The sequence below is a fragment of the Marinospirillum sp. genome, from assembly GCF_014859565.1.
In genome coordinates, this window is record NZ_JACUUA010000109.1 from 1 (window position 1) to 11,619 (window position 11,619).

An 11,619-nucleotide genomic window follows, 5' to 3' on the forward strand; every position below is an offset into this window, starting at 1 on the left:
CAAGGGGATGAAGCCTGGATCAAACCGCTGAACAGCAAGGTGTTTCTGAAAGAGTCCAACCCAGCGGCCTGAGCCGCTGAGTGACCAGTATCAACGCATGGCTCAGGGATGAGCCAACAATGACCTGAAAATCAAAAAACACACACTACTCTGTATTTTTTAATCCATGCTATCCTATACACAATAAAGCACAAACCAGTGCAGAGGTGTTTATGAGCATGCATGTAATACTTGCCGAAAAAACCGTCAGCATGACGGACTTACGCAAAAACCCAGCCCAGTACTTCATAAACGAGCCGGTTGCGGTATTGTCCAACAACAAACCTGCCGGTTACATGGTATCTGCTTCCGTTTTCGAGCAGCTGCTAAAGGCCGCCGAACAACAGGGAGTACAAACTTTCCGTTCGCGCTTTCGTCTAGAGGAAACCCGGCTCAGGGAAGTTGCTGAACAGGGTGCTTTCTTGCTGGACAGCGCTTCGGATCAAGACCTGGTGTTTGTGGAATGATCCGGGTGTTTGCCAGTCAGTTGCTGAAACAGCAACTACCCAAGCAAGAGCTGGAGAATCTATTGAGTGACTTCAGGCAATACAAGGATTCTGGTGTATTGCCTGATACCTTCGGCAGGGATGTTCCTTATGATCACCCAAGCAACCTGCCACTGATCCGCAGCGAAGAAGTTCAGCACTTGCATTTGAAACCTGCAAATACTCCCGGGTGGCCAACCCATCTTGCGCCCTTCCGAAGAACCAGCGATATTCATCTGGTCTATTGCCAGGGTGCCATCCACCCGCAGTATTATTACTTGATGCTGATTCTTGCGCCTGAGGCACATCAACAGGCTCGAAATAACAACAGGATGTTCAAGCTGGCCAGGATGGCAGAAAGCTTTCGGCAGCATTACTGAGCCCGCTTTGGACGCAGTAATGCTGGTTTAGAGTGAAGCCAACAACTACGCCAGGGTGGCGATGGACACTTCAGTGGATTTCACCAGTGCCAATACCGGTGTGCCCACCTGCAAACCCAGCTCTTTCACTGAACGGGTAGTGATGACTGAAGTGACAATACCGGAAGGGGTTTCCACATCCACTTCCGAGACCACTGGCCCTTCAATGATTTCCTTCACCACGCCCTGAAACTGATTGCGGGCATTGACTGATTTGATGCTCATGTTGTTTCCTCACAAAAGGGTTGTTTACCAGGACCAGCGCAGCTGCGCCAGTTGATGACCTTCCGGCGCGGATTCGCCGGGCTGTTGCTGCAACACACGGCTCAATACCTGACCGGACAGGGTGGCCACTGCCGGGCTGGAAGGCTCACGCGGACGCTTGAGTGGAATCGGCTGATCCAGTCCCACCTGTCCTTCCTCCAGTACAATCACTCGATCACCCAGTTGCACCGATTCCGGCACATCATGGGTGACCAGTACCACGGTAAAACCGTGACGCTGCCACAGGCGCTCAATCAGTTGTTGCATTTCCAGTCGGGTCAGGGCATCCAGCGCACCCAGGGGCTCATCCAGCAACAGCAGACGCGGCTGATGAATCAAGGCACGCGCCAGCGCTACCCTTTGCCGCTGACCACCGGATAACTGTGCAGGCCAGGCATCTGCCTTTTCTGCCAGACCGACCTCGGCCAGCACTTGCTGCGCTCGCGATTTCCAGTTGCCCTTGAGTCCCAGACCAACATTATCGATCACGCTTTTCCAGGGCAGCAGCCGATCATCCTGAAACATCAGGCGCACATCTTCCCGCCACTGCGACAGGAGCTGACTATTCAGCAATATTTCACCGTCACTGGGGGCATCCAGCCCGGCCAGCAGGCGCAACAGGGTACTTTTACCACAACCGCTGCGACCCACCAGCGCCACAAACTCACCGGCCTGTATGTCCAGATCAATGCCTTTGAGCACCTGCAACTCACCAAAATGGCGTTTTAATCCTTGCAGGCGAATGGGGTGTCCTGTCACGACTGTCTTTGGCTCCAGCACAGCATTCATCAGGCTTTTCCTCCATTCAGGTAAGCGGGGTTCCAGCGCAGGAAATGACGCTCCACACCGCGCACCAGCACATCAGCCAGTTTGCCCAGCAGGGCATACAGCAATAGCGTCAGCACCACGATGTCGGTCTGCATGAACTCCCGCGCACTCATCGCCAGATAACCGATGCCGGAACTGGCGGCAATGGTTTCTGCCACAATCAGCGTCAGCCACATGAAGCCCAGCGCATACCTCACCCCGACTAGAATGCTGGACAGGGCACCGGGCAGAATCACCTGACGAAACAGCTCTACATTGCTCAAACCGTAAGAGCGCCCCATTTCCACCAGTCCGGCATCGACTGAACGAATGCCGTGCAGGGTGTTGATGTAAATCGGAAAAAAGGTTCCCAGCGCCACCAGGAACAACTTGCCCGCTTCATCTATGCCAAACCACAGGATCACCAGCGGAATCATCGCCAGATGCGGTACGTTACGGATCATCTGGATCAGGGTATCCAGCAGGCGTTCAGAAATTCGAAAAGCGCCGTTCAGCAAGCCCAGCGCCAGCCCGATGCCACCACCGATCAGAAAGCCCCAGCCAGCACGGACAAAACTGGCCCAGAGGTGGGTCAGCAGCTCACCATTCAACAGCAAACTCCAAGCGGCCACCAGCACCTCAGAGGGTGCCGGGGCGATACGGGTGGAGACCCACCCACTCTGCACGGCCAGTTGCCACACCACAACCAGCAGTAGCGGCACCAGCCAGGGCAAGAGTGGATCACCGTAACGCTGCACAATGGATCGTTCCGGATTACTCATCGGTCAGCTCCCTCCTGTTCATCAGGGCTTCCAGATGACTGAAGCGACATCAAGACGCCTTGGTATCAGCTTCAGATCGGCAAAGGTATCTGCAATGGCCTGCTGGTTGGCGATCACCTCGGCTGACAACGGCCATTGCACACCATAGGCATAGTTGCGCAGCGCCGTTTCGGTCACTGCTTCACTCAGCGCAATCTGGGGAGCCAGAATTCGTGCAGCCTGATCAAAGTTTTTCAGTACCCAGGCGTCAGTTGACTTGAGTTCTTCCAAAGCCCACTGCACGACTTCCGGGTGACGGGTCGCAAAGGGGCGGGTGGACAGGTAAAAATTGTAGTTGTGAACCACTCCAGTTCCATCCACCAGAATCCGTGCCTTGGTCTGATCCACCGCAGCGGCAGCAAAGGGATCCCAGATCACCCAGGCATCAATGGAGCCATTCTCGAAGGCCGCTCTGGCTTCAGCCGGTGGCAGGAACACCACACGCACATCCGAATATTGCAGCCCTTCATCTTCCAGCAATCGCACCAGCAGGTAGTGCACATTGGAACCTCGATTCAGGGCTATCCTTTTACCCTTGAGATCCTTGGCTGAGCGAATTGGAGAATTCTGAGGAACCAGTATTTTTTCAGCCTTGGGCGCCGGTGGCTCATGCCCCACATACACCAGATCAGCCCTTGCTGCCTGAGCAAAAACCGGCGGTGTTTCTCCCACAGCGGCAAAATCAATACTGCCAACATTCAGGCCTTCCAGCATTTGCGGCCCGGCGGTGAACTCAATCCAGCGGGTTTCCACGCCAGCGGCCTTCAGACGCGCATCCAGATTGCCACGGGCACGCAGGATTGCCAGATTGGAACCCTTTTGCCAGCCCACCCGAAATTCTTTTGCCTGAGTGGTCTGGGCACGCGCTCCAGCAGACCAGCTGGCAGCGGTTGTTCCCAGAACACTGGCCGCCACTGCCAGTGAAAGGCTGGAACGCAGGAACCAGCGACGATTACCGGTGGTATCCAGTGATGATTGATCCAGACTGTTTTGTTTTTGCTGTTCACTCATGATATTAACCTTCTCATTAAATGGATGATGCATGACCGCTGTTCAGTAATAAGCCAGACCCGGTACACCCAGCAGCGGTGAATGCTCACGCTCTCCCGGTGTGGAGACCTTCAAGTCTGGCGTTTCGAGTAACTCCACCAGCTCCTCAGCGGCCAGTGACAAGCGTTGTTGCAAGGCTTCGGTCAGCTGATAACTGCCGTGCCCGTCTTTTTTAAGATCCTGATCACCCACATAAATACCGGGCAGTTGCACACGCGCACCCAGATTCGCCACAACCGGCTTGAGTACATAGTCCAGCACCAGCAGATGGGCGTTGGAACCACCGGTAGCCAGTGACAATACCGCTTTGCTTTTCAGTCCCTGTTCCGGGATGACATCCAGCAAGAGTTTCAGCCCACCGGAATAAGCGGCCTTATAAACCGGGGTGGCAAACACCACCACATCGGCCTCACGAATCGACTGCTGATAAGCCTTGATAGCTGAGTCTTCAAAGCGGGTATAAACCAGAGCGGCAGGATCAAAATCATCCAGCGTCCAGCTTTGCACCTGAGCACCGGCATCTTTCAGAAAAGACTCAAGTTTTCTCAGCAGAAAAATGGAGCGGGATTGTTCAGCCGGGCTGGCTGCAACGGTGACAATATTCATGGAACCTCCTGACAATGAATTGGACTTGCCGAGAAAAGTAACACGCAAAAAATCCGCTGAATAAATAATAAAAATCACTTTGCTATGCAGAAATCAAACAAAGCCGAATCAGCATAAAAACTGCTAAGCAATGCAAAAAAACTCGTTTGTTTGCTGAACTTCAAAACAGAACAATGAACGCACAAAAAAATGGATTTATCTCCAACGCTTTAATTCAATTAATCCTTTAATAAGAGGCACTGCCATGAGTCTTGAAATCTTCTGGTTTTTACCCACCTCCGGTGATACCCGTTATCTGGGTGCCACCAATACCGGTCGCCCGGCAACCAATGGATACCTGCGCCAGATTGCCACCACCGCTGAACATCTGGGTTATGACGGCCTGCTGATACCAACAGGTGCCAGTTGCCTGGACCCCTGGGTAGTGGCTTCTTCGCTGGTGCCGGTCACCAGTCGCATCAAACTGCTGGTAGCCTTGCGCACCTCGATCAGCGGCCCCACCGCCAATGCCCGTCAGGCTGCTACTCTGGATCAGGCGCTGAATGGTCGCCTGCTGCTGAATGTGGTGCCTGGCGGTGATGCCACCGAGCTGGCGGCAGAAGGCATTTATCTGACCCACGATGAGCGTTATGAAGCGGCTGACGAGTTTCTGACTGTATGGCGCAAGCTGCTGGAATCCGGGGAATCGGTTGACCTTGAAGGCAAGTACCACGTCATCAAGGGTGCCCGCAACTACTTCCCACCGGTGCAAAAACCCTATCCGCCGCTGTATTTTGGTGGCTCTTCCGAAGCCGCCCACGAGCTGGCCGGTAAACATGTGGATGCCTATTTAAGCTGGGGTGAACCGCCAGCAGCAGTGGCTGAAAAAATAGCCGATGTGCGTGCCAAGGCTGCCAAACATGGCCGCACAGTGCGTTTTGGATTGCGGGTGCATGTGATTGTGCGTGAAACCCGTGAAGAAGCCTGGGCCGCCGCCAACCGCCTGATCGAACACCTGGATGATGAAACCATTGCCAAGGCACAGGAGAACTTTGCCCGTATGGATTCAGTGGGTCAGCAACGCATCACCCAACTGCATGGTGGCAAGCGTGACCAACTGGAAGTCAGTCCTGACTTGTGGGCCGGTGTCGGTCTGGTGCGCGGCGGTGCCGGTACAGCACTGGTGGGTGATCCACAAACCATCGTCAAACGCTTGCAGGAATATCAGGATCTGGGTGTGGATACCTTTGTGCTATCCGGTTACCCCCACCTGGAGGAAGCCGTGCGTTTTGCTGAGCTGGTGTTCCCGCTGCTGCCCGGTAAAAAAGCCATCAATGCGGAAGGTGTATTCACTGGCGGTGCCTTTGACGCACGTGCCACCCATCGTTCAACCTGAATCACGGAGAACACCTGTCCCATGACTTCACCCAAAGTAATCGACCTGCGTTGCCGTCCGGCCTTTCTGCACGATTTTTTTGGTGCCAACCCGGGTTCGCCCGGGTATGAAACGGCTCGCTGGCTGAATCGACGAGTCGGCACCCGTGGCCCAGATGATCATTTTTCCCGCTCCCTGATCCAGGAAGGCTTTCTGGCCGAAATTCGTGAAGCCGGATTAAGCAAAGCGGTGGTAGTCGGTCGTCATACATCCGGTCAGCAGATTTCCAACCGCCTGATCCATGAAATCACCCATGGCCATGATGAGCTGCTGGGTATTGCCGGGGTGGACCCAGTATTACAGGGCACGGAAGCGGCGCTTCAGGAAATCAACCATGCCATCACCCAACTGGGGCTGGCGGGTATTGATCTGGAACCGGGTTTCGGAAAACCAGCCCGCCACCCGGATGACGCCGTTTATTACCCCGTCTATGAGGAGTGTTCACGCCTTGGTGTACCGGTTTTTCTGATGACCGGCCCCACCACACCGGATCTGCGTTACAACGACCCTGCGGCACTGTCGAATCTGGCAAAACGTTATCCTGACTTACCGATTGTCTGTTACCACGGCTACTGGCCGAATGCCGCTGAAGCCGTGGGTGCAGCCTTTCTGCATCAGAATATCTTTCTGGTGCCGGACATGTACCTGTTCCAGCCCGGCAGCCAGGTGTATGTGGATGCCGCCAACAGTTTTCTGGGTAAACAGTTGCTGTTCGGTTCGTCTTACCCCTTCCGCCCGATCAGACAGAGCATTGATGACTTCCTGCAACTGGGCTTCAGGGAAGATCGACTGGAACAACTGCTCTACACCAATGCAGCACAACTGTTTGAACTAAAAGACTGAGCGTTTAAATACGCTGGAGAACCAACCAATGAAACAAAAAATGTTACAACTACTGCTCGTTACAAGCCTGCTGTTCCTGCCTGGAATTGCCCTTTCAGAGAACTGGATTCTGAACGGCGAAGCAGCTCGAAAACTGATTGATGAAAAAAATGCGCTGGTACTGGACGCTCGCGCTGACAACTGGAAAAACCGCCTCTGGTGGAACAGTATCAGCAACAGTGTTGCGGTAAAGTGGCGTGAGCTGTCTGACCAAGGTGGAGCCAGTCTGGGCAAGGTCAGTCTGGATCAGACCTTTACCAACGAAGTGTTTCAGCGCTGGGGTGTTCATGCCAATCAGCCGGTACTGGTGGTTGCAGATGCTGAAAACGGCTGGGGAGAAGATGGCCGTATTGTCTGGAGTCTTCGCACTCTTGGACATCAACAAGCCTATCTGGTAGATGGTGGTTTTCAGGCGCTGAAAGCTGCTGGTGCCAGTAAAGCCAGCAAACCTCGTTTGCCGGGCAGTTTCACTGCGCAGCCAGTTGAAGACTGGCACATCACGGCTGAGCAGATTCGTAATCAACTGGGTCAAAGTAATCTGGTTTTGATTGATACCCGTGAACCCCGTGAATTTGCCGGTGAAACCCCTTATGGTGAAAGCCGTGGTGGTCATATTCCAGGTTCTGTTCACCTGCATTATCGTGAACTGACCGATGCCAAAGGGCGACTGCTACCGGAACAGCAAATTCGTCAGAAGCTGCAACAGCTGGGTGTGAATGAAAACAGCGAAGTGATTGCTTACTGCACCGGTGGTGTTCGTGCAGGCTGGTTTACCAGTGTGCTGCATGATCTGGGATACCAGGCCAAAAACTACGATGGTTCCATGTGGGACTGGTCATCAAGAAGTGCAGCTGAATTCCCCCTGACCGTTCGTTGATTAAAACAGGAAGCCGGATCATGTCTGAAGAAGTGTTTCGTCTGAGTATTTTCCTGGTGGTGCTGGTTGCTGTTGCCAGTCTGGAATGGCTTTTCCCCAAGCGCCCCTGGCGAGAATCAAGAACCAAACGCTGGGGTATCAATCTTGGGATTATCGGCATTAATGTTGTGGTACAGCGCCTGACACTGGGTGCTGCTGCGGTGCTGATTGCCCTGCATGTGCAGGCAGAAGGCTGGGGGCTGTTAAATCTGGTTGACTGGCCAATCTGGTTGAAGTTATTGGCTGGTTTCCTGATTCTTGATCTGGCCATCTACCTGCAACATATCATGTCCCATGCTTTGCCGTTCTTCTGGCGTTTGCATAAGGTGCACCATGCGGATCTGGATCTGGATGTGACTTCCGGGCTGCGTTTTCATCCGCTTGAGATCATCATTTCAGTTATCTACAAGGTGGCTGTTGTGGCAGCTTTTGGTATTGATCCTGTTGCAGTGCTGCTGTTTGAGGCAGTGTTGAATGCTTCAGCGATGTTTACCCATGGCAATATCCGCATCCCCGGCAAGCTGGATACCTTCTTGCGTTATCTGATTTGCACACCTGACATGCACCGGGTTCATCACTCCATTCACCCACGAGAAGCCAATTCCAATTTTGGATTTTTTCTCTCCATCTGGGACAGATTTCTGGGCACCATGCAGCATGCCCCGAAAGATGGGCATCTGGGGGTAACGCTGGGGCTGCGCGAGTTGCAGAAAACCAAAGATGTGACGCTGGGTAAATTGCTGCTGCTGCCCTTCAGCAACCAGTCACAAGGCTACAGCTTCGGGCCGGAAATCAGGAAAGTTAACGAGCAAGGGGCTGGCACCCAGAGCACGGGTGAAAAAGTTTAACCCGCATCAGCGGGTTAACAACAGTTGTGGTCTGGCGTAATAAAACCCTTGCAACAAATCCGCACCCGCATCCACACAATTCAGGTGCTGGCTGCGGGTTTCGATGCCCTCACAAACCACGCGAGCGCCCAGATCATGAATCATATCAATCAGCTTGGGCAAAATCAGTCGGGCTCTTGAGTTGGCAACCGCCTGTTCAATCAGACTGCGATCCAGCTTCACCAGATCCGGCGTTAATTGCCAGAGGCGATCAAAGTTGGAATGACGACAGCCAAAATCATCAATGGCAATGCGAAACCCTCTTTTACGGTAAGCCTCAATGGCTGTTTGTAATAAACTCAGATCCTCCACACTGGCTTCCAGAATTTCCAGCACCACCTGCTGCGGCCTTAATCCGCATAACATCAGTAACTCTTCAAAAGCCTGTCCATGATCCCGTGTCACTGCCACCAGGTGACGACCGCTGACATTCAGAAATAAATCCTGTTGGCCCGGTTGCTGCCGCACAAAGTTGGCGGCATGCATGGCTCGACACAGGCGATCCAGATACACCGCTTCAGTGGGTGTATTGGCCGCATTAAATGCCGCAGCAGGCGGCAGGTATTCACCACTGACCTTATCAACCGAACGCAACAAGGCTTCATGGGCTTCCGGCTGTAAGGTGGCAGCATTCAGCAGTGGCTGAAAAAAACTCTGCAATTGCAGGTGCGCAAAAAAACCGCTGATACCTTCAGGCGTTTTCTGTAGCGGATCAGTGCCCCTCCAGAGTTTGTGCTGTTCATTTTGAAAGTGTTGCTGCAAGGCATCCAAAGCCACGTTCATGTTTATTTTCCCAAAAAAAAGCCGCCCTGACTGCTGGCGGCAAAGTCTGACAAGAGGAGGTTAATGCCATGTCACAAACCCAACCCCATCTCGGGGTGTAAACGACGGTTCTGAGCAAAAAGCCGACCCGCCTTTCCTGCAGTAATCAACTGTTCCAGTTCACCGCTGCTAAGCAGCGATCCACTGACCAGTTGAAAACCCAGATCCAGTAACAAATTCAGATCTCCGGTGGTTAACACACCCTCTGCGAGGGTTTCAAGATCCAGATAACCAGCTGCTTTTGTCCATTTTCTAACCAGCGTCCAGTCTGTATCCACCAGCTGCAAATATTGCAGATTTAATGAGACCTGCTGCACTCCCAGGTCTTTTAATTGGCTCAACTGGGATAAATTTGCTTGCTCACAAGCAGCCAGCAGACTGTAACCACGGGCAGCAAAGCTGCTGATGGCCTGTTCAATACCACTGCAATCATCACAGGCCAGCAAATTCAGGCGCAGGATAATCTGCTCTGGGGTCAGCCCCAGGCTGGACAACAAACCTTCAAATACCTGCCCATGCCCTGTTGGTACAGCACTCAGATGGCGGGCGTGTACATCCAGTATCAGTTGCTCTGTGGCACCCTGATGCTGCTGGTTAACATGGTGCAGTGCGTGCAGGGTACGCAGGAAACGATCCAGAAAAATCACGTCTTCTGCATCCCAGGCTTGTAAATACAGCACTTCCACTGGCTGCTGCCTTCCAGACGACCCCGTTACCAGTAGATGACTGTCACTGGCAACGCGTTGCGCATTGGCAATACGAAAAACACTGCTTTGTACTGGTGTCAGTCGCAGCTTCCCCAACTGGGCATGGATGGCCTGATCCTCATATTCCAATGAAGCATGGCGACTCAGGGCTGCACTGGGATGCAGTGTTTTTAATTGCTGATTAAGTTGTTCGATTACAAAAGTTAATGGCATGGCTGTGCTCCAGAAAAACTGTCAAAGGCAAAACAGGTGAGAAGCAACAGCAGCACATTCGCAGTTTTTTCATGGCAGGCACTCACTTTGTTCTTTTCGGTTTGGCCAATTTAATGTGATTGCTTATGAAACCCAACCAAGAAAAACTGCACTCTATATTCCCTAATCTGCTATCGGTACTGCCTTTTATTCTTTTTTGTATGGATTAATTTGCTTTAGTCTGGCAGCCATCTGTTCAACCTGAATGCTGCGGAGCCGGAAATGCCCTCCACCCTGTTATTGTTTACACGTTTTTTTGTCACTGTTTCCATCACCTTTCTGCTGTTGCTGAGCAGTGTGCAGGCGGAAGCCCGCAGCATCACGCTGATGAATGTGTCTTACGACCCAACCCGTGAATTCTATCGGGATTACAACGATCTGTTTGCCCAGTGGTGGCAGCAACAAACCGGGCAGCGGGTGAACTTTCGTTTGTCCAATGGTGGTTCCGGCACCCAGGCACGCTCCGTGACGGAGGGATTACCCGCTGATGTTGCCACTCTGGCGCTGGCTTATGACATCGACCAGTTGCATGAACGCAGCCAGCTGATTCCTGCCGACTGGCAACAACGCCTGCCTTACAACAGCGCCCCCTATACCTCCACCGTGGTGTTTCTGGTTCGATCCGGCAACCCCAAAGGCATTCAGGACTGGGATGACCTGATTCGTGAGGATGTGCAGGTGATCACACCCAACCCCAAAACCTCCGGCGGTGCCCGCTGGAATTATCTGGCCGCCTGGGCTTATGCCGAGAAAAAATACGGCAGCAAAGAGCAGGCTCGGAATTTTGTACAGCAGCTTTTTGCTCGTGTGCCGGTGCTGGACCCCGGTGCGCGTGGTGCCACCAATAGTTTTGTACAGCGTGGATTGGGGGATGTGTTTCTGGCCTGGGAAAATGAGGCTTTTCTGGCAATGGAAAAACTGGCACCCGGCCAGTTCGAGATTGTTTTACCTTCACTGAGTATTCTGGCTGAACCTCCAGTGACTGTGATTGATGCCAACGTGGATCGTCGTGGCACGCGCGCTGTGGCGGAGGCTTATCTGGAACAGTTGTATTCTGATGATGCCCAGCGCTTGATTGCCCAGCATTATTACCGCCCAGCCAACCCGGCCATTGCTGCCGAGTTCAGTGACCGTTTTCCACAATTACAGCTGATAACGGTGGATGACTTTTTTGGTGGCTGGCAACAGGCACAGGCGGAACACTTCAGTAATGGTGGTGTTTTTGATCAACTGCTGCAACAGATTAAC

At 53.0% G+C, this 11,619-nt stretch carries 14 protein-coding genes; 7 read left to right on the forward strand and 7 right to left on the reverse strand.

Annotation, left to right across the window (positions count from 1 at the left end):
* The first annotated feature begins 218 nt into the window (after nt 1-218).
* Complete coding sequence (gene yafN, locus IBX50_RS12700) at nt 219-506, forward strand: type I toxin-antitoxin system antitoxin YafN (protein ID WP_292256374.1); 288 nt, start codon at nt 219-221, stop codon at nt 504-506.
* Nucleotides 503-904: a type II toxin-antitoxin system YafO family toxin gene (locus IBX50_RS12705; protein WP_292256375.1), complete on the forward strand. Its 402-nt coding sequence runs from the start codon at nt 503-505 to the stop codon at nt 902-904. The genes yafN and IBX50_RS12705 overlap by 4 nt, the downstream gene beginning before the upstream one ends.
* Nucleotides 905-949: 45 nt before the next feature.
* Here IBX50_RS12705 and IBX50_RS12710 read toward each other — a convergent pair whose 3' ends face one another.
* Genes IBX50_RS12710 through ssuE form a run of 5 tightly spaced genes read right to left on the reverse strand, consistent with a single transcriptional unit; the run spans nt 950 to nt 4,491 of the window.
* Nucleotides 950-1,168, reverse strand: a complete 219-nt coding sequence (locus IBX50_RS12710; RefSeq protein WP_292256377.1) for a TOBE domain-containing protein — start codon at nt 1,166-1,168, stop codon at nt 950-952.
* Nucleotides 1,169-1,192: 24 nt separating this feature from the next.
* Nucleotides 1,193-1,996, reverse strand: a complete 804-nt coding sequence (locus IBX50_RS12715; RefSeq protein WP_292256378.1) for an ATP-binding cassette domain-containing protein — start codon at nt 1,994-1,996, stop codon at nt 1,193-1,195.
* The gene (gene ssuC / locus IBX50_RS12720) at nt 1,996-2,796 is read right to left on the reverse strand and encodes an aliphatic sulfonate ABC transporter permease SsuC (RefSeq protein ID WP_292256380.1); all 801 of its coding nucleotides are present in this window, start codon (nt 2,794-2,796) and stop codon (nt 1,996-1,998) included. The genes IBX50_RS12715 and ssuC overlap by 1 nt, the downstream gene beginning before the upstream one ends.
* Nucleotides 2,797-2,817: 21 nt before the next feature.
* On the reverse strand, nt 2,818-3,846 hold the full coding sequence (locus IBX50_RS12725) for a sulfonate ABC transporter substrate-binding protein (RefSeq protein WP_292256382.1): 1,029 nt from the start codon (nt 3,844-3,846) through the stop codon (nt 2,818-2,820).
* 42 nt (nt 3,847-3,888) lie between these two features.
* Nucleotides 3,889-4,491, reverse strand: coding sequence for an NADPH-dependent FMN reductase (gene ssuE, locus IBX50_RS12730; protein ID WP_292256383.1), 603 nt, complete (start codon nt 4,489-4,491; stop codon nt 3,889-3,891).
* A gap of 244 nt (nt 4,492-4,735) precedes the next feature.
* On the opposite strand from ssuE, the gene ssuD reads away from it, so the two are divergent.
* From ssuD to IBX50_RS12750, 4 genes are read left to right on the forward strand one after another with little or no spacing between them, the layout of a single operon-like run.
* Nucleotides 4,736-5,866: an FMNH2-dependent alkanesulfonate monooxygenase gene (gene ssuD / locus IBX50_RS12735; protein ID WP_292256385.1), complete on the forward strand. Its 1,131-nt coding sequence runs from the start codon at nt 4,736-4,738 to the stop codon at nt 5,864-5,866.
* A 21-nt stretch (nt 5,867-5,887) separates the two neighbouring features.
* Complete coding sequence (locus IBX50_RS12740) at nt 5,888-6,748, forward strand: amidohydrolase family protein (RefSeq protein WP_292256387.1); 861 nt, start codon at nt 5,888-5,890, stop codon at nt 6,746-6,748.
* A 28-nt stretch (nt 6,749-6,776) separates the two neighbouring features.
* Nucleotides 6,777-7,664: a sulfurtransferase gene (locus tag IBX50_RS12745; protein ID WP_292256388.1), complete on the forward strand. Its 888-nt coding sequence runs from the start codon at nt 6,777-6,779 to the stop codon at nt 7,662-7,664.
* Nucleotides 7,665-7,684: 20 nt separating this feature from the next.
* On the forward strand, nt 7,685-8,551 hold the full coding sequence (locus IBX50_RS12750; RefSeq protein ID WP_292256389.1) for a sterol desaturase family protein: 867 nt from the start codon (nt 7,685-7,687) through the stop codon (nt 8,549-8,551).
* Between the two features lie 6 nt (nt 8,552-8,557).
* Here IBX50_RS12750 and IBX50_RS12755 read toward each other — a convergent pair whose 3' ends face one another.
* Nucleotides 8,558-9,373: an EAL domain-containing protein gene (locus tag IBX50_RS12755; RefSeq protein WP_292256390.1), complete on the reverse strand. Its 816-nt coding sequence runs from the start codon at nt 9,371-9,373 to the stop codon at nt 8,558-8,560.
* 71 nt (nt 9,374-9,444) lie between these two features.
* Nucleotides 9,445-10,332 (reverse strand): EAL domain-containing protein, encoded by an 888-nt coding sequence (locus IBX50_RS12760; RefSeq protein WP_292256392.1) that lies wholly within the window; start codon nt 10,330-10,332, stop codon nt 9,445-9,447.
* 261 nt (nt 10,333-10,593) lie between these two features.
* On the opposite strand from IBX50_RS12760, the gene IBX50_RS12765 reads away from it, so the two are divergent.
* On the forward strand, nt 10,594-11,619 hold a 1,026-nt coding region (locus tag IBX50_RS12765; protein ID WP_292256394.1), incomplete at its 3' end, for a sulfate ABC transporter substrate-binding protein.

What these genes read in the sequence shown, in the direction of transcription:
- yafN (WP_292256374.1), top strand. Translation starts at nt 219, where the DNA reads ATGCATGTAATACTTGCCGAAAAAACCGTCAGCATGACGGACTTACGC.
- IBX50_RS12705 (WP_292256375.1), top strand. Translation starts at nt 503, where the DNA reads ATGATCCGGGTGTTTGCCAGTCAGTTGCTGAAACAGCAACTACCCAAG.
- IBX50_RS12710 (WP_292256377.1), bottom strand. Translation starts at nt 1,168, where the DNA reads ATGAGCATCAAATCAGTCAATGCCCGCAATCAGTTTCAGGGCGTGGTG.
- IBX50_RS12715 (WP_292256378.1), bottom strand. Translation starts at nt 1,996, where the DNA reads ATGAATGCTGTGCTGGAGCCAAAGACAGTCGTGACAGGACACCCCATT.
- ssuC (WP_292256380.1), bottom strand. Translation starts at nt 2,796, where the DNA reads ATGAGTAATCCGGAACGATCCATTGTGCAGCGTTACGGTGATCCACTC.
- IBX50_RS12725 (WP_292256382.1), bottom strand. Translation starts at nt 3,846, where the DNA reads ATGAGTGAACAGCAAAAACAAAACAGTCTGGATCAATCATCACTGGAT.
- ssuE (WP_292256383.1), bottom strand. Translation starts at nt 4,491, where the DNA reads ATGAATATTGTCACCGTTGCAGCCAGCCCGGCTGAACAATCCCGCTCC.
- ssuD (WP_292256385.1), top strand. Translation starts at nt 4,736, where the DNA reads ATGAGTCTTGAAATCTTCTGGTTTTTACCCACCTCCGGTGATACCCGT.
- IBX50_RS12740 (WP_292256387.1), top strand. Translation starts at nt 5,888, where the DNA reads ATGACTTCACCCAAAGTAATCGACCTGCGTTGCCGTCCGGCCTTTCTG.
- IBX50_RS12745 (WP_292256388.1), top strand. Translation starts at nt 6,777, where the DNA reads ATGAAACAAAAAATGTTACAACTACTGCTCGTTACAAGCCTGCTGTTC.
- IBX50_RS12750 (WP_292256389.1), top strand. Translation starts at nt 7,685, where the DNA reads ATGTCTGAAGAAGTGTTTCGTCTGAGTATTTTCCTGGTGGTGCTGGTT.
- IBX50_RS12755 (WP_292256390.1), bottom strand. Translation starts at nt 9,373, where the DNA reads ATGAACGTGGCTTTGGATGCCTTGCAGCAACACTTTCAAAATGAACAG.
- IBX50_RS12760 (WP_292256392.1), bottom strand. Translation starts at nt 10,332, where the DNA reads ATGCCATTAACTTTTGTAATCGAACAACTTAATCAGCAATTAAAAACA.